This window comes from Pseudomonas sp. SG-MS2 (assembly GCF_009933855.1).
Classification (GTDB): domain Bacteria; phylum Pseudomonadota; class Gammaproteobacteria; order Pseudomonadales; family Pseudomonadaceae; genus Aquipseudomonas; species Aquipseudomonas putida_E.
This window is the reverse complement of the sequence record NZ_MOMO01000274.1, coordinates 1-16648: the sequence shown is the minus strand read 5'-3', so window position 1 is coordinate 16648 and position 16648 is coordinate 1. Positions and strand designations below refer to the sequence as shown.

Here is a 16648-nt window from a genome sequence, read left to right as displayed (position 1 = left end):
GAAGACGGTCTGCGCTTCGCTATCCGTGAAGGCGGTCGTACCGTCGGCGCCGGCGTCGTAGCAAAAATTATCGAATAAGTAGTTGATTTACTTGATCAGGCCGGTATAATGGCCGGCCTGATACAGCGTTACAGGTCAGTAGCTCAATTGGCAGAGCGACGGTCTCCAAAACCGTAGGTTGGGGGTTCGATTCCCTCCTGACCTGCCATTCACTTCAGTGTGATTGGCTTTCTTCTTACAGGATCCTCCCCGATGACTCCCAAAACTGAAGCCCAAGAATCGCGTTTTGATCTGTTCAAGTGGCTGGCTGTAGTGGCTTTGGTGGTTGTTGGTGTAGTGGGTAATCAGTATTACTCCGCCTCCCCAATCCTGTACCGCGTTCTTGCGCTTCTCGCCCTGGCTGCTGTTGCAGGCTTTGTAGCTCTGCAGACTGCGAAGGGTAAGTCGTTCTTTGCGCTTGCGAAGGAAGCTCGTACTGAGATCCGTAAAGTCGTGTGGCCGACCCGCCAGGAAACCACCCAGACCACGCTAATTGTCGTGGCTGTCGTGCTGGTTATGGCACTGCTGCTGTGGGGTCTTGATTCCCTGCTCGGCTGGGCGGTCTCCCTGATCGTTGGCTAAAGGTGTCCCGTGGCTAAGCGTTGGTATGTTGTGCATGCTTACTCGGGTTACGAGAAGCATGTTATGCGCTCCCTGATAGAGCGCGTCAAGCTGGCAGGCATGGAAGACGGTTTCGGCGAGATCCTGGTCCCGACCGAAGAAGTCGTCGAAATGCGCAACGGCCAGAAGCGCAAAAGTGAGCGTAAATTCTTCCCTGGCTATGTTCTGGTCCAGATGGAGATGAACGAAGGGACTTGGCACTTGGTCAAGGACACCCCTCGTGTGATGGGCTTTATTGGTGGTACTGCAGATAAGCCTGCACCGATCACTGATAAAGAAGCTGAGGCTATCCTGCGTCGCGTTGCCGATGGTAGTGACAAGCCGAAGCCGAAGACGTTGTTCGAGCCCGGTGAAGTGGTTCGAGTCATTGACGGTCCGTTCGCTGACTTCAATGGTAACGTCGAAGAGGTTAACTACGAAAAGAGTCGCCTCCAGGTGGCGGTGCTCATTTTCGGTCGCTCTACTCCGGTAGAGCTCGAGTTCAGCCAGGTCGAAAAGGTCTAGGCGGACGAAGCATCCCATACCCCGCAGCCCTGTGTGCTGCGGGGTTTTGTCGTCACTGGGATAAAACGCAAGTCATCCGGGGAGCCATCTGGCGTTCGTACCCGATATTGGAGTAGCTCATGGCTAAGAAGATTCAGGCTTACATCAAGCTGCAAGTTAAGGCCGGCCAGGCCAACCCAAGCCCACCCGTTGGTCCAGCACTGGGCCAACACGGTGTGAACATCATGGAATTCTGCAAGGCCTTCAACGCCCGTACTCAGGGTCAAGAAGCCGGCCTGCCGACTCCTGTGATCATCACTGTTTACAGTGACCGTAGCTTCACTTTCGAAACCAAGAGCACCCCTGCCTCGGTTCTGCTGAAGAAAGCTGCTGGCCTGACCAGTGGTTCGGCTCGCCCGAACACCGTCAAAGTCGGTACCGTGACCCGTGCTCAGCTGGAAGATATCGCCAAAGCTAAACAGGCTGATCTGACCGCTGCTGACCTGGACGCTGCTGTACGCACCATCGCTGGCTCTGCCCGCAGCATGGGCCTGAACGTGGAGGGTGTGTAATGGCTAAGCTGACCAAGCGCCAAAAGGCTATTGCTTCGAAAATCGAAGCTGGCAAAGTTTACAACTTCGAAGACGCAGCTGCGCTGCTGGCTGAACTGTCCACCGTGAAGTTCAGCGAATCTTTCGACGTTGCTGTCAACCTCGGTGTTGACCCGCGTAAATCCGACCAGGTCGTACGTAGCGCTACTGTGCTGCCACACGGCACTGGCAAGACCGTACGCGTTGCTGTCTTCACCCAGGGTCCAGCTGCTGAGGCCGCTCTGGCTGCCGGCGCTGACCGTGTAGGTATGGACGATCTGGCTGCCGAAATGAAAGGCGGCGACCTGAACTATGACGTAGTCATCGCATCGCCAGATGCCATGCGCGTTGTGGGTCAGCTGGGTCAGGTTCTGGGTCCTCGCGGCCTGATGCCTAACCCGAAAGTCGGTACTGTGACTCCTGATGTTGCCACGGCTGTGAAAAACGCCAAGGCCGGTCAGGTTCGCTATCGCACCGACAAGAACGGTATCATCCACACCTCCGTTGGCAAGGTCGGCTTCGAAGCTGGCAAGCTGAAGGAAAACGTTGAGGCCCTGATCGCTGATTTGAAGCGTATCAAGCCGGCTTCTTCGAAAGGTATCTACGTCAAGCGCGTTACCCTGAGCACCACTATGGGCCCAGGTCTGGTCATCGATCAGAGCTCGCTGAACGCGTAAGGCAATGATGGCGCGATCCGTCGCGCCATCAGCAAAATTGGGGTCCCTGCCTGGCGGGGGCTATCCAAGACCGTAGGCGGCGCAAGCCTTAAACCTCAAGCCTACGCAGATGGTGCTCCCGATTCGTTACCGAATCAGACACCAAAACGACATCCGGCTTCGGCCAGATGAAACGGTAAAAACCAGGAGTAAACCCGTGGCAATTAAACTCGAAGACAAGAAAGCCATCGTCGCTGAAGTCAACGAGGCTGCCAAAGTCGCTCTGTCCGCTGTCGTGGCCGATGCCCGTGGTGTGACTGTAAGCGCAATGACCGGACTCCGTAAAGAGGCCCGCGAAGCTGGCGTATACGTACGTGTCGTACGTAACACCCTGCTCAAGCGCGCAGTTGAAGGCACCGAGTATTCGATCCTCAACGACGCGTTCAAAGGCCCGACCCTGATTGCTTTCTCCAACGAACACCCGGGCGCTGCTGCTCGTCTGTTCAAAGAGTTCGCCAAGGGTCAGGACAAGTTCGAGATCAAGGCAGCTGCGTTTGACGGCAATTTCATTGCCGCCAACCAGATCGATGTACTGGCTACCTTGCCGACCCGTGACGAAGCTATCGCACGTCTGATGAGCGTTATTCAAGGCGCTACCAGCAAGCTGGCTCGTACTCTGGCGGCCGTTCGCGACCAGAAAGAAGCTGCTGCTGCCTAAGGCCGCGTAACCTCTTTCAAAATCATATGTTTAATTTGATGGCTGCGTAGGCTGTCACCCCAATACAGGATTTAAGTCATGTCCCTGACTAACGAGCAAATCATCGAAGCAATCGGCCAGAAAACCGTTCTGGAAGTTGTTGAGCTGATCAAAGCTATGGAAGAAACCTTCGGCGTTACCGCTGCTGTTGCCGCTGCTGGCCCAGCTGCTGCTGCTGCCGTTGTTGAAGAGCAGACCGAGTTCAACGTTGTTCTGGTTGAAGCCGGCGACAAGAAAGTGAACGTGATCAAAGCCGTTCGCGAGCTGACCGGTCTGGGCCTGAAAGAAGCCAAAGAGAAAGTCGATGGCGCTCCTCAGGTCGTAGCTGAAGGCGTTTCGAAAGAAGCCGCTGAAGACGCTAAGAAGAAGCTGGAAGAAGCAGGCGCTAAAGTCGAGCTGAAGTAATCTCGACTTTGCGACTCCAGCCGGAGCGTTGAGCAAAGGCTGATGGCTGGTGGCTTATGCCACCGGCCTTTTTCCGTTATTGGTGGCCGATCAGGTCGGCCCCGATAACAAGCTGCAAGACACCCATGTGGGTGGCGCAAACCAAGGGGTTTGCACGATTTTCTGGCTGCTCCCGCCGGGAGAAGCCAAACAAGCAGGTGACCAAGCTGGGGAACGCTGATGGCTTACTCATACACTGAGAAAAAACGTATCCGCAAGGACTTTAGCAAGTTGCCGGACGTCATGGATGTGCCTTACCTCCTGGCCATCCAGCTGGATTCGTATCGCGAATTCCTGCAAGCGGGAGCATCCAAGGATCAGTTCCGCGACGTCGGCCTGCACGCGGCCTTCAAATCGGTATTTCCGATCATCAGCTACTCCGGCAATGCTGCCCTGGAGTACGTAGGCTATCGCCTGGGCGAACCCGCCTTCGATGTGAAGGAATGTGTCCTGCGTGGCGTGACCTTCGCGGTCCCGCTGCGGGTCAAGGTGCGCCTGATCATCTTCGACAAGGAATCGTCGAACAAAGCGATCAAGGACATCAAAGAGCAAGAAGTCTACATGGGTGAAATCCCCCTGATGACTGAGAACGGTACCTTCGTTATCAACGGTACCGAGCGTGTGATCGTTTCCCAGCTGCACCGTTCGCCTGGTGTGTTCTTCGACCACGACCGTGGCAAGACGCACAGCTCCGGCAAGCTGCTGTACTCCGCTCGCATCATTCCGTACCGCGGCTCCTGGTTGGACTTCGAGTTCGACCCGAAAGACTGCGTGTTCGTCCGTATCGACCGTCGTCGCAAACTGCCGGCCTCGGTACTGCTGCGCGCCTTGGGTTACAGCACCGAAGAGGTTCTGAACACCTTCTACACCACCAACGTGTTCCATATTTCCGGCGAGAAACTCAGCCTGGAACTGGTGCCTCAGCGTCTGCGTGGTGAAGTTGCGGTCATGGACATCCATGACGAAACCGGCAAGGTCATCGTTGAGCAGGGCCGCCGTATTACCGCGCGCCACGTCAACCAGCTCGAGAAGGCCGGTGTGAACCAGCTGGACGTTCCGATGGAATACGTCCTGGGCCGCACCACCGCCAAGGCCATTGTGCATCCGGCCACCGGCGAGATCATCGCCGAGTGCAACACCGAGCTGACCACCGAGCTGCTGATCAAGATCGCCAAGGCTCAGGTCGTTCGCATCGAGACGCTGTACACCAACGACATCGACTGCGGTCCGTTCATCTCGGACACCCTGAAGATCGACACCACCAGCAACCAACTGGAAGCGCTGGTCGAGATCTATCGCATGATGCGCCCAGGCGAGCCGCCAACCAAGGATGCTGCCGAGACCCTGTTCAACAACCTGTTCTTCAGCGCTGAGCGTTACGACCTGTCGGCCGTAGGCCGCATGAAGTTCAACCGTCGTATCGGTCGTACCGAGATCGAAGGTTCGGGCGTGCTGAGCAAGGAAGACATCGTCGAGGTTCTCAAGACCCTGGTCGATATCCGTAACGGTAAAGGCATCGTCGACGACATCGACCACCTCGGTAACCGTCGCGTACGTTGCGTCGGCGAGATGGCCGAGAACCAGTTCCGTGTTGGCCTGGTGCGCGTCGAGCGCGCGGTCAAGGAACGCCTGTCGATGGCTGAAAGCGAAGGCCTGATGCCGCAGGACCTGATCAACGCCAAGCCGGTTGCGGCGGCGGTGAAAGAGTTCTTCGGTTCCAGCCAGCTTTCGCAGTTCATGGACCAGAACAACCCGCTCTCCGAGATCACCCACAAGCGCCGTGTTTCCGCGCTCGGCCCGGGCGGTCTGACCCGTGAGCGCGCAGGCTTCGAAGTCCGTGACGTACACCCGACCCACTACGGCCGCGTGTGCCCGATCGAGACCCCTGAAGGTCCGAACATCGGTCTGATCAACTCCCTGGCGGCCTATGCCCGCACCAACCAGTACGGCTTCCTGGAAAGCCCGTACCGCGTGGTTAAGGAAGGCGTGGTCAGCGATGACATCGTGTTCCTGTCGGCGATCGAAGAAGCTGATCACGTCATCGCCCAGGCTTCGGCCGCGATGAACGACAAGAAGCAACTGATCGACGAACTGGTGGCCGTTCGTCACCTGAACGAATTCACCGTCAAGGCGCCGGAAGACGTCACCCTGATGGACGTATCGCCGAAGCAGGTTGTTTCCGTTGCTGCCTCGCTGATTCCGTTCCTTGAGCACGACGACGCCAACCGTGCACTCATGGGTTCGAACATGCAGCGTCAGGCTGTACCAACCCTGCGTGCTGACAAGCCGCTGGTCGGTACCGGCATGGAGCGCAACGTTGCCCGTGACTCCGGTGTCTGCGTGGTTGCTCGTCGCGGTGGTGTGATCGACTCCGTCGACGCCAGCCGTATCGTCGTTCGCGTAGCTGACGACGAAGTCGAGACCGGTGAAGCAGGTGTAGATATCTACAACCTGACCAAGTACACCCGCTCCAACCAGAACACCTGCATCAACCAGCGTCCGCTGGTTAGCAAAGGTGACAAGGTTGCGCGCGGCGACATCATGGCCGACGGCCCGTCCACCGACATGGGTGAACTGGCGCTGGGTCAGAACATGCGCATCGCGTTCATGGCGTGGAACGGCTTCAACTTCGAAGACTCCATCTGCCTGTCCGAGCGTGTGGTTCAGGAAGACCGCTTTACCACAATCCACATTCAGGAACTCACCTGTGTGGCGCGTGACACCAAGCTTGGCCCAGAGGAAATCACTGCGGATATCCCGAACGTGGGTGAAGCTGCGCTGAACAAGCTGGACGAAGCCGGTATCGTCTACGTAGGTGCTGAAGTCGGCGCTGGCGACATCCTGGTCGGCAAGGTCACGCCAAAAGGCGAAACCCAGCTGACTCCGGAAGAAAAACTGCTGCGCGCGATCTTCGGTGAGAAGGCCAGCGACGTTAAGGATACCTCCCTGCGCGTGCCGACTGGCACCAAGGGTACCGTCATCGACGTACAGGTCTTCACTCGTGATGGCGTTGAGCGCGACAGCCGCGCACTGGCCATCGAGAAGATGCAGCTGGACGAGATTCGCAAGGACCTCAACGAAGAGTTCCGTATCGTCGAAGGTGCAACCTTCGAGCGTCTGCGTTCTGCCCTGAACGGCCAAGTGGTCGACGGTGGTGCGGGCCTGAAGAAAGGCACCGTGATCACTGACGAAGTGCTGGACGGTCTGGAGCACGGCCAGTGGTTCAAGCTGCGCATGGCTGAAGATGCACTGAACGAGCAGCTGGAAAAGGCTCAGCAGTACATCGTCGATCGCCGTCGCCTGCTGGACGACAAGTTCGAAGACAAGAAGCGCAAGCTGCAGCAGGGCGATGACCTGGCACCGGGCGTACTGAAGATCGTCAAGGTTTACCTGGCCATCCGCCGTCGCATCCAGCCGGGTGACAAGATGGCTGGTCGTCACGGTAACAAAGGTGTGGTCTCGGTCATCATGCCGGTAGAAGACATGCCGCACGATGCCAACGGTACTCCGGTCGACGTCGTACTGAACCCGCTGGGCGTACCTTCGCGTATGAACGTCGGTCAGATCCTTGAAACCCACCTGGGCCTCGCGGCCAAAGGTCTGGGCGAGAAGATCGACCGCATGATCGAAGAACAGCGCAAAGCCGCTGAGCTGCGTGGCTTCCTCACCGAGATCTACAACGAGATCGGTGGTCGTCAGGAGAACCTGGAAGAGTTCACCGACGAAGAGATCCTCGCCCTGGCGCACAACCTGAAGAAAGGCGTGCCTATGGCTACTCCGGTCTTCGACGGTGCCAAGGAGCGCGAGATCAAGGCCATGCTGAAGCTGGCTGACCTGCCAGAGAGCGGCCAGATGGTGCTGTTCGACGGTCGCACCGGCAACAAGTTCGAGCGTCCTGTGACCGTTGGTTACATGTACATGCTCAAGCTGAACCACTTGGTGGACGACAAGATGCACGCGCGTTCCACTGGTTCCTACAGCCTGGTTACCCAGCAGCCGCTGGGTGGTAAGGCGCAGTTCGGTGGTCAGCGTTTCGGGGAGATGGAAGTGTGGGCGCTGGAAGCATACGGCGCGGCATACACCCTGCAAGAAATGCTCACAGTGAAGTCGGACGACGTGAACGGCCGTACCAAGATGTACAAGAACATCGTGGATGGCGATCACCGTATGGAGCCGGGCATGCCCGAGTCCTTCAACGTGTTGATCAAAGAGATCCGTTCGCTCGGTATCGATATCGATCTGGAAACCGAATAACACGTGACGCGAAGGGGAGTGGGGCTGGTACAGCCCGCTTCCTGCTCCGCCAGGAGGAAAGGCCTTGAAAGACCTACTGAATTTGCTGAAAAACCAGGGTCAAGTCGAAGAGTTCGACGCCATCCGCATCGGTCTGGCGTCGCCTGAAATGATCCGTTCGTGGTCGTTCGGTGAAGTTAAGAAGCCGGAAACCATCAACTACCGTACGTTCAAACCTGAGCGTGACGGCCTTTTCTGCGCCAAGATCTTTGGCCCGGTCAAGGACTACGAGTGCCTGTGCGGCAAGTACAAGCGCCTCAAGCACCGCGGTGTGATCTGCGAGAAGTGCGGCGTTGAAGTTGCCTTGGCCAAGGTTCGTCGTGAGCGCATGGCGCACATCGAGCTGGCCTCGCCGGTTGCCCATATCTGGTTCCTGAAGTCGCTGCCGTCCCGTATCGGCCTGCTGATGGACATGACCCTGCGTGACATCGAGCGCGTGCTCTACTTCGAGAGCTACGTCGTCATCGACCCAGGCATGACTACCCTCGAGAAGGGTCAGCTGCTGAACGACGAGCAGTACTTCGAAGCGCTGGAAGAGTTCGGTGACGATTTCGACGCCCGCATGGGTGCCGAGGCTGTCCGCGAGCTGCTGCACGCTATCGACCTGGAGCACGAGATCGGTCGCCTGCGCGAAGAGATTCCGCAGACCAACTCGGAAACCAAGATCAAGAAGCTGTCCAAGCGCCTGAAGCTGATGGAAGCTTTCCAGGGCTCGGGCAACCTGCCTGAGTGGATGGTCCTGACCGTTCTGCCAGTACTGCCGCCGGACCTGCGTCCGCTGGTTCCGCTGGATGGCGGCCGCTTCGCGACCTCCGACCTGAACGACCTGTATCGTCGGGTGATCAACCGTAACAACCGTCTGAAGCGCCTGCTCGATCTGTCGGCGCCGGACATCATCGTGCGCAACGAAAAGCGCATGCTGCAGGAAGCGGTAGACGCCCTGCTGGACAACGGCCGTCGCGGTCGCGCCATCACTGGCTCGAACAAGCGTCCGCTGAAGTCCCTGGCCGACATGATCAAAGGTAAGCAAGGTCGTTTCCGTCAGAACTTGCTCGGCAAGCGTGTGGACTACTCCGGCCGTTCGGTAATTACCGTAGGCCCGACCCTGCGTCTGCATCAGTGCGGTCTGCCGAAGAAGATGGCTCTCGAGCTGTTCAAGCCGTTCATTTTCGGCAAGCTGGAAATGCGTGGTCTGGCGACCACCATCAAGGCTGCCAAGAAGATGGTCGAGCGCGAGCTGCCAGAGGTATGGGACGTTCTCGCTGAAGTGATTCGCGAACACCCCGTATTGCTGAACCGTGCACCGACCCTTCACCGTCTGGGTATCCAGGCGTTCGAGCCTGTGCTCATCGAAGGCAAGGCCATTCAGCTGCACCCGCTGGTCTGTGCTGCGTACAACGCCGACTTCGACGGTGACCAGATGGCCGTTCACGTGCCTCTGACCCTGGAAGCACAGCTTGAAGCGCGCGCGCTGATGATGTCGACCAACAACATTCTGTCGCCAGCCAACGGTGAGCCAATCATCGTTCCGTCGCAGGACGTTGTACTGGGTCTGTACTACATGACCCGTGAAGCCATCAATGCCAAGGGCGAAGGTCGCGTGTTCGCCGACCTGCAGGAAGTCGACCGCGTATTCCGCGCCGGCGAAGCCGCTCTGCACGCGAAAATCAAGGTCCGTATCAACGAGACCGTGAAAGACCGTGATGGCAGCATCACCAAGAACACCCGCATCGTCGACACCACTGTCGGCCGTGCACTGCTGTTCCAGGTTGTACCGGCAGGCCTGCCGTACGATGTGGTCAACCAGCCGATGAAGAAAAAGGCGATCTCCAAGCTGATCAACCAGTGCTACCGCGTGGTTGGTCTGAAAGAGACCGTTATCTTCGCCGACCAGTTGATGTACACCGGTTTCGCCTACTCGACCATTTCCGGCGTTTCCATCGGTGTGAATGACTTCGTCATCCCTGATGAAAAAGCACGCATCATTGGCAGCGCCACTGATGAAGTGAAGGAAATCGAGAGCCAGTACGCCTCCGGCCTGGTAACCCAGGGCGAGAAGTACAACAAGGTCATCGACTTGTGGTCCAAGGCGAACGACGAAGTGTCCAAGGCGATGATGGCCAACCTCTCGAAAGAGAAGGTCATTGACCGCGAGGGCAAAGAAGTCGAGCAAGAGTCCTTCAACTCGATGTACATGATGGCTGACTCCGGTGCGCGGGGTTCCGCAGCACAGATCCGTCAGCTGGCCGGTATGCGTGGCCTGATGGCCAAGCCGGACGGCTCGATCATCGAGACGCCGATTACTGCGAACTTCCGTGAAGGTCTGAGCGTACTCCAGTACTTCATTTCGACTCACGGTGCTCGTAAAGGTCTGGCGGATACCGCGTTGAAGACTGCGAACTCCGGTTACCTGACCCGTCGTCTGGTGGACGTTGCGCAAGACCTGGTTGTAACCGAGATCGATTGCGGTACCGACCACGGCCTGCTGATGACTCCGCACATCGAAGGCGGTGACGTCGTGGAGCCGTTGGGTGAGCGTGTACTGGGCCGTGTCATCGCCCGTGACGTGTTCAAGCCAGGCACCGAGGACGTCATCGTTCCTGCCGGTACCCTGGTCGACGAGCAGTGGGTCGAGTTCATCGAGCTGAACAGCATCGACGAAGTTGTCGTACGTTCGCCGATCAACTGCGAAACCCGCTACGGTATCTGTGCCAAGTGCTACGGTCGTGACCTGGCCCGCGGTCATCAGGTGAACATCGGTGAAGCTGTCGGCGTTATCGCTGCCCAGTCGATCGGTGAGCCTGGTACCCAGCTGACCATGCGTACGTTCCACATCGGTGGTGCTGCAAGCCGGACTTCGGCTGCCGACAGCGTCCAGGTGAAGAACGGCGGTATGGTGCGTCTGCACAACCTGAAGCAGGTCGAGCGTGCCGATGGCAACCTGGTTGCCGTATCGCGTTCCGGTGAGCTGGCCATTGCCGATGAATTCGGCCGTGAGCGCGAGCGTTACAAGCTGCCTTACGGTGCGGTGATTTCGGTCAAGGAAGGTGACAAGGTCGAAGCTGGCGCCATCGTCGCCAAGTGGGATCCGCACACCCACCCGATCGTTACCGAGCTGAAAGGTACCGTGACCTTCGTGGGCATGGAAGAAAACATCACCATCAAGCGCCAGACCGACGAGCTGACCGGCCTGACCAACATCGAAGTGCTGGACGTCAAGGATCGCCCTGCCGCAGGCAAGGAAATCCGTCCGGCAATCAAGATGGTCGACGCCAATGGCAAGGATCTGTACCTGCCAGGTACCGACGTGCCTGCACAGTACTTCCTGCCAGCGAACGCCTTGGTTGGTGTTGCTGACGGTGCCCAGATCGGTGTTGGTGACGTTATTGCGCGTATCCCGCAAGAAACGTCGAAGACCCGTGACATCACCGGTGGTCTGCCGCGTGTTGCCGACCTGTTCGAAGCGCGTCGTCCGAAAGAAGCCTCGATTCTGGCTGAAGTCAGCGGCACCATCGCATTCGGCAAGGAGACCAAAGGCAAGCGTCGTCTGGTCATTACCCCGACCGACGGTAGCGATCCGTACGAAGAGCTGATTCCGAAGTGGCGTCACCTGAACGTCTTCGAAGGCGAACAGGTAAACCGCGGTGAAGTTATCTCCGACGGCCCGAGCGATCCGCACGACATCCTGCGTCTGCTGGGTGTGAGCGCGCTGGCGAAATACATCGTCAACGAGATCCAGGACGTTTACCGTCTGCAAGGCGTTAAGATCAACGACAAGCACATCGAGACCATCCTGCGTCAGATGCTGCGTAAGGTCGAGATCTCCGAGTCGGGCGATTCCAGCTTCATCAAGGGCGACCAGATGGAACTGACTCAGGTGCTGGTCGAGAACGAGCGTCTCGCCGCCGATGACAAGTTCGTCTCGAAGTTCACCCGTGTGTTGCTGGGTATCACCAAGGCGTCGCTTTCGACCGAGTCGTTCATCTCCGCGGCTTCCTTCCAGGAAACCACCCGCGTGCTGACCGAAGCGGCCGTAACCGGCAAGCGCGATTACCTGCGCGGCCTGAAAGAGAACGTGGTCGTGGGTCGTCTGATCCCGGCCGGTACCGGTCTGGCCTACCACAGCGAGCGTAAGCGTCGCCGTGAAGCCGACAAACCGCTGCGCGTAAGTGCCAGTGAGGTGGAAGCCGCACTGACCGAAGCGCTGAATTCCAGCGGTAACTAAGTACAGGGCAGGGCCCCGGCAAGCCCCGAACGGTCATCGGAGACATGAAATGTTGCCGATGATCGGGCGGGGAGGGCCGGGGCCTTGTCTTGACTGGGTGCAAGATCCTCTTTAGACTTTTGTACCCTTAAATTTGGTGAGGCTCCGTCTCGCCAATTTTTGGCTTTCTTGCAAGACAATAGAGTCGCAAGACAATCAGTGGAGCTAGTAGATGGCAACTATCAACCAGCTGGTACGTCAGCCGCGTAAGCGTTCGGTCGAAAAGTCCGACGTTCCTGCGCTGCAGAACTGCCCGCAACGTCGTGGCGTGTGCACCCGCGTGTACACCACCACGCCGAAAAAACCTAACTCGGCACTGCGTAAAGTATGCCGTGTGCGTCTGACCAACGGTTTCGAGGTTTCCTCGTACATCGGCGGTGAAGGCCACAACCTGCAAGAGCACAGCGTCGTCCTGATCCGTGGCGGCCGTGTAAAAGACTTGCCAGGTGTTCGTTACCACACCGTTCGCGGCTCTCTGGATACTTCGGGCGTCAAAGGCCGTAACCAGGGTCGTTCGAAGTACGGTACCAAGCGTCCGAAGTAATCGGCCGTTTGCAGACATCCATTTTTTTGAGTCGATAAGAGTAAGGTCGGGCAGGGGTCGAAGACCCACGTCCCGGGCTAACCTGAAGACCGTTTGAGGGCTTATCATGCCAAGACGTCGTGTAGCAGCAAAACGTGAGATCCTTGACGATCCGAAGTACGGATCCCAGATCCTCGCCAAGTTCATGAACCACGTGATGGAAAGCGGCAAGAAGGCCGTAGCCGAGCGCATCGTTTACGGTGCCCTGGATACCGTCAAAGCACGCAAGAACAGCGACCCCCTGGAAATCTTCGAGAAAGCTCTCGACGCCATCGCTCCGCTGGTCGAAGTAAAGTCCCGTCGTGTCGGCGGTGCCACTTACCAGGTTCCGGTTGAAGTTCGTCCATCCCGTCGTAACGCTCTGGCAATGCGCTGGCTCGTAGACTACGCCCGCAAGCGCGGCGAGAAGTCGATGGCTCTGCGCCTGGCTGGCGAGCTGCTGGATGCTGCCGAAGGCAAGGGTGCTGCAGTCAAGAAGCGTGAAGACGTGCACCGTATGGCTGAAGCCAACAAAGCGTTCTCGCACTACCGCTTCTAATTCAAGCATCAACATTTTTGCGAGGGCTTTATGGCTCGTACTACAGCAATTAACCGCTACCGTAACATCGGTATCTGTGCCCACGTTGACGCGGGCAAGACTACCACTACCGAGCGGATCCTGTTCTACACAGGTCTGAGCCACAAGATGGGCGAGGTGCACGACGGCGCCGCGACCACCGACTGGATGGTGCAGGAGCAGGAGCGCGGTATCACCATTACCTCCGCTGCCGTTACCACCTTCTGGAAGGGTTCCGTTGGTCAGTACGACAACTACCGTGTAAACGTCATCGATACCCCTGGCCACGTTGACTTCACCATTGAAGTAGAGCGTTCGCTGCGTGTACTCGACGGCGCGGTCGTTGTGTTCTGCGGTACCTCCGGCGTTGAGCCTCAGTCCGAAACCGTATGGCGTCAGGCCAACAAGTACGGCGTTCCACGTGTTGTTTACGTGAACAAGATGGACCGTGCCGGTGCAAACTTCCTGCGCGTCGTAGGTCAGATCAAGAACCGTCTGGGTCACACCCCGGTTCCTGTTCAGCTGGCCATCGGTTCGGAAGATAACTTCCAGGGTCAGGTCGACCTGATCAAGATGAAGGCTATCTACTGGAACGACGACGACAAAGGCACCACTTATCGCGAGGAAGAAATTCCTGCCGATATGCTGGAGCTGGCTCAAGAGTGGCGCTCCAACATGGTTGAAGCTGCTGCCGAGTCCAGCGAAGAGCTGATGAACAAGTACCTGGAAGGCGAAGAGCTGACCGTCGAAGAGATCAAAGCCGGTCTGCGCGCGCGCACCCTGGCCAGCGAAATCGTACCGGCTGTCTGCGGTTCGTCGTTCAAGAACAAGGGTGTTCCCCTGGTTCTCGACGCCGTCATCGACTACCTGCCTGCTCCGACCGAGATCCCTGCAATCCAGGGTATCAACCCGGACGACAAGGACCTGGACAAAGACGATCCGGCTGTTCGTAAAGACGAGCGTCACGCCGACGACAACGAGCCGTTCTCTGCTCTGGCGTTCAAGATCGCGACCGACCCGTTCGTTGGTACTCTGACCTTCGTTCGCGTCTACTCCGGCGTTCTGAGCTCCGGTGACTCGGTCATCAACTCAGTCAAGGGCAAGAAAGAGCGCGTTGGTCGTATGGTGCAGATGCACGCCAACCAGCGTGAAGAGATCAAGGAAGTGCGCGCTGGCGACATCGCGGCACTGATCGGCATGAAGGACGTGACCACGGGCGAAACCCTGTGCAACGCCGACAAGCCAATCATTCTTGAGCGTATGGACTTCCCTGAGCCGGTGATTTCGCTCTCCGTCGAGCCGAAAACCAAGGCTGACCAGGAGAAGATGGGTATTGCTCTGGGCAAGCTGGCCCAGGAAGACCCGTCGTTCCGCGTCAAGACCGACGAAGAGACTGGCCAGACCATCATCTCGGGCATGGGTGAGCTGCACCTGGACATCCTCGTTGACCGCATGAAGCGCGAGTTCAACGTCGAAGCCAACATCGGTAAGCCGCAGGTTTCGTACCGCGAGAAGATCACCAAGTCCGGCGTTGAGATCGAAGGCAAGTTCGTTCGTCAGTCGGGTGGTCGTGGTCAGTTCGGTCACTGCTGGATCCGTTTCTCGGAGCCAGATCAGGACGAGAAAGGCAACATCACCGAAGGTCTGGTGTTCTCCAACGAAGTCGTTGGTGGTGTGATTCCTAAGGAATTCATCGCCCCGATCCAGAAGGGTATCGAAGAGCAGATGAAAAACGGCGTCGTCGCCGGTTATCCTCTGATCGGCCTGAAGGCCACGGTATTCGACGGTTCGTACCACGACGTCGACTCCAACGAAATGGCGTTCAAGATCGCTGCTTCGATGGCAACCAAGCAACTGGCCCAGAAGGGCGGTGGCGTGGTCCTCGAGCCGATCATGAAGGTCGAAGTTGTAACCCCGGAAGACTACCTGGGTGACGTGATGGGTGACCTGAACCGTCGTCGTGGTCTGGTCCAGGGTATGGATGAGTCGGTCTCCGGCCGCGTCGTCCGTGCTGAAGTACCGCTCGGAGAAATGTTCGGTTATGCGACCGACGTTCGTTCCATGTCTCAGGGTCGCGCAAGCTACTCCATGGAATTCTCCAAATACGCCGAAGCTCCGTCGAACATCGTCGAAGCACTCGTTAAAAAACAAGGCTAATCCCCTTTAGGCAAGAGGTTCACTGTCGTGGCTAAAGAAAAATTTGATCGTTCCCTTCCGCACGTTAACGTTGGCACCATCGGCCACGTTGACCACGGTAAGACCACTCTGACCGCAGCTCTGACTCGCGTTTGCTCCGAAGTTTTCGGCTCGGCAATCGTTGAGTTCGACAAGATCGACTCGGCTCCGGAAGAAAAAGCGCGCGGTATCACCATCAACACCGCTCACGTTGAGTACAACTCGACCATTCGTCACTACGCTCACGTTGACTGCCCAGGTCACGCTGACTACGTGAAGAACATGATCACCGGTGCTGCCCAGATGGACGGCGCGATCCTGGTTTGCTCGGCCGCCGATGGTCCGATGCCACAAACCCGTGAGCACATCCTGCTGTCCCGTCAGGTTGGCGTTCCGTACATCGTGGTCTTCCTGAACAAGGCTGACCTGGTAGACGACGCTGAGCTGCTGGAACTGGTCGAGATGGAAGTTCGCGACCTGCTGTCCACCTACGACTTCCCAGGCGACGACACTCCGATCATCATCGGTTCCGCTCGTATGGCCCTGGAAGGCAAAGACGACAACGAAATGGGCACTACCGCTGTCAAGAAGCTGGTAGAAACTCTGGACAGCTACATTCCTGAGCCAGTTCGTGCCATCGACCAGCCGTTCCTGATGCCGATCGAAGACGTATTCTCGATCTCGGGTCGTGGTACCGTTGTTACCGGTCGTATCGAGCGTGGTATCGTCCGCGTTCAGGATCCGCTGGAAATCGTTGGTCTGCGTGACACCACCACCACCACCTGCACCGGTGTTGAGATGTTCCGCAAGCTGCTGGACGAAGGTCGTGCTGGCGAGAACTGCGGCGTTCTGCTGCGTGGTACCAAGCGTGACGACGTTGAGCGTGGCCAGGTTCTGGTCAAGCCAGGTTCGGTCAAGCCGCACACCAAGTTCACCGCAGAAGTCTACGTTCTGTCGAAGGAAGAAGGCGGCCGTCACACTCCGTTCTTCAAAGGCTACCGTCCTCAGTTCTACTTCCGTACCACTGACGTGACCGGTAACTGCGAACTGCCGGAAGGCGTTGAAATGGTAATGCCAGGTGACAACATTCAGATGACTGTTACCCTGATCAAGACCATCGCAATGGAAGACGGTCTGCGCTTCGCTATCCGTGAAGGCGGTCGTACCGTCGGCGCCGGCGTCGTAGC

General features: G+C 57.7%; 13 protein-coding genes, 1 tRNA gene and 1 pseudogene. All 15 read left to right on the top strand.

Translation table 11 applies throughout. The features are described 5' to 3' along the window. Nucleotides 1–78: pseudogene (locus tag BLX42_RS26265) on the top strand (elongation factor Tu); the annotation flags it as partial. Between the two features lie 54 nt (nt 79–132). After that, nucleotides 133–208: transfer RNA gene (locus BLX42_RS26260), tRNA-Trp, on the top strand. A 44-nt stretch (nt 209–252) separates the two neighbouring features. Continuing rightward, nucleotides 253–621: a preprotein translocase subunit SecE gene (gene secE, locus BLX42_RS26255; protein WP_008089117.1), complete on the top strand. Its 369-nt coding sequence runs from the start codon at nt 253–255 to the stop codon at nt 619–621. Between the two features lie 9 nt (nt 622–630). Next, entirely contained in the window at nt 631–1164 is a 534-nt protein-coding gene (gene nusG / locus BLX42_RS26250) for a transcription termination/antitermination protein NusG (protein WP_012316525.1), read from the top strand. Between the two features lie 119 nt (nt 1165–1283). Continuing rightward, the gene (gene rplK / locus BLX42_RS26245; RefSeq protein ID WP_003255500.1) at nt 1284–1715 is read left to right on the top strand and encodes a 50S ribosomal protein L11; all 432 of its coding nucleotides are present in this window, start codon (nt 1284–1286) and stop codon (nt 1713–1715) included. Then, complete coding sequence (gene rplA / locus BLX42_RS26240; protein ID WP_008089131.1) at nt 1715–2410, top strand: 50S ribosomal protein L1; 696 nt, start codon at nt 1715–1717, stop codon at nt 2408–2410. The genes rplK and rplA overlap by 1 nt, the downstream gene beginning before the upstream one ends. Before the next feature lie 196 nt (nt 2411–2606). Next, entirely contained in the window at nt 2607–3107 is a 501-nt protein-coding gene (gene rplJ / locus BLX42_RS26235) for a 50S ribosomal protein L10 (RefSeq protein WP_012316523.1), read from the top strand. A 78-nt stretch (nt 3108–3185) separates the two neighbouring features. Beyond that, nucleotides 3186–3551, top strand: coding sequence for a 50S ribosomal protein L7/L12 (rplL, locus tag BLX42_RS26230; RefSeq protein WP_003255496.1), 366 nt, complete (start codon nt 3186–3188; stop codon nt 3549–3551). Nucleotides 3552–3600: 49 nt separating this feature from the next. Then, complete coding sequence (locus BLX42_RS26225) at nt 3601–3771, top strand: hypothetical protein (RefSeq protein WP_155294789.1); 171 nt, start codon at nt 3601–3603, stop codon at nt 3769–3771. Next, nucleotides 3771–7844, top strand: a complete 4074-nt coding sequence (rpoB, locus tag BLX42_RS26220) for a DNA-directed RNA polymerase subunit beta (protein ID WP_012316522.1) — start codon at nt 3771–3773, stop codon at nt 7842–7844. The genes BLX42_RS26225 and rpoB overlap by 1 nt, the downstream gene beginning before the upstream one ends. A gap of 64 nt (nt 7845–7908) precedes the next feature. Continuing rightward, nucleotides 7909–12108 (top strand): DNA-directed RNA polymerase subunit beta', encoded by a 4200-nt coding sequence (gene rpoC / locus BLX42_RS26215; RefSeq protein ID WP_039601744.1) that lies wholly within the window; start codon nt 7909–7911, stop codon nt 12106–12108. 211 nt (nt 12109–12319) lie between these two features. Further along, entirely contained in the window at nt 12320–12691 is a 372-nt protein-coding gene (gene rpsL, locus BLX42_RS26210) for a 30S ribosomal protein S12 (protein ID WP_003255492.1), read from the top strand. A gap of 106 nt (nt 12692–12797) precedes the next feature. After that, nucleotides 12798–13268 (top strand): 30S ribosomal protein S7, encoded by a 471-nt coding sequence (rpsG, locus tag BLX42_RS26205; RefSeq protein ID WP_003246741.1) that lies wholly within the window; start codon nt 12798–12800, stop codon nt 13266–13268. A 30-nt stretch (nt 13269–13298) separates the two neighbouring features. Next, the gene (gene fusA / locus BLX42_RS26200) at nt 13299–15443 is read left to right on the top strand and encodes an elongation factor G (protein WP_046788136.1); all 2145 of its coding nucleotides are present in this window, start codon (nt 13299–13301) and stop codon (nt 15441–15443) included. A 27-nt stretch (nt 15444–15470) separates the two neighbouring features. Then, nucleotides 15471–16648: elongation factor Tu (gene tuf, locus BLX42_RS26195; protein WP_161872974.1), on the top strand; the 1178-nt coding region annotated here is incomplete at its 3' end.

What these genes read in the sequence shown, in the direction of transcription:
- rplL (WP_003255496.1), top strand. Translation starts at nt 3,186, where the DNA reads ATGTCCCTGACTAACGAGCAAATCATCGAAGCAATCGGCCAGAAAACC.
- rpsL (WP_003255492.1), top strand. Translation starts at nt 12,320, where the DNA reads ATGGCAACTATCAACCAGCTGGTACGTCAGCCGCGTAAGCGTTCGGTC.
- rpsG (WP_003246741.1), top strand. Translation starts at nt 12,798, where the DNA reads ATGCCAAGACGTCGTGTAGCAGCAAAACGTGAGATCCTTGACGATCCG.
- fusA (WP_046788136.1), top strand. Translation starts at nt 13,299, where the DNA reads ATGGCTCGTACTACAGCAATTAACCGCTACCGTAACATCGGTATCTGT.
- rpoB (WP_012316522.1), top strand. Translation starts at nt 3,771, where the DNA reads ATGGCTTACTCATACACTGAGAAAAAACGTATCCGCAAGGACTTTAGC.
- rplK (WP_003255500.1), top strand. Translation starts at nt 1,284, where the DNA reads ATGGCTAAGAAGATTCAGGCTTACATCAAGCTGCAAGTTAAGGCCGGC.
- secE (WP_008089117.1), top strand. Translation starts at nt 253, where the DNA reads ATGACTCCCAAAACTGAAGCCCAAGAATCGCGTTTTGATCTGTTCAAG.
- rplA (WP_008089131.1), top strand. Translation starts at nt 1,715, where the DNA reads ATGGCTAAGCTGACCAAGCGCCAAAAGGCTATTGCTTCGAAAATCGAA.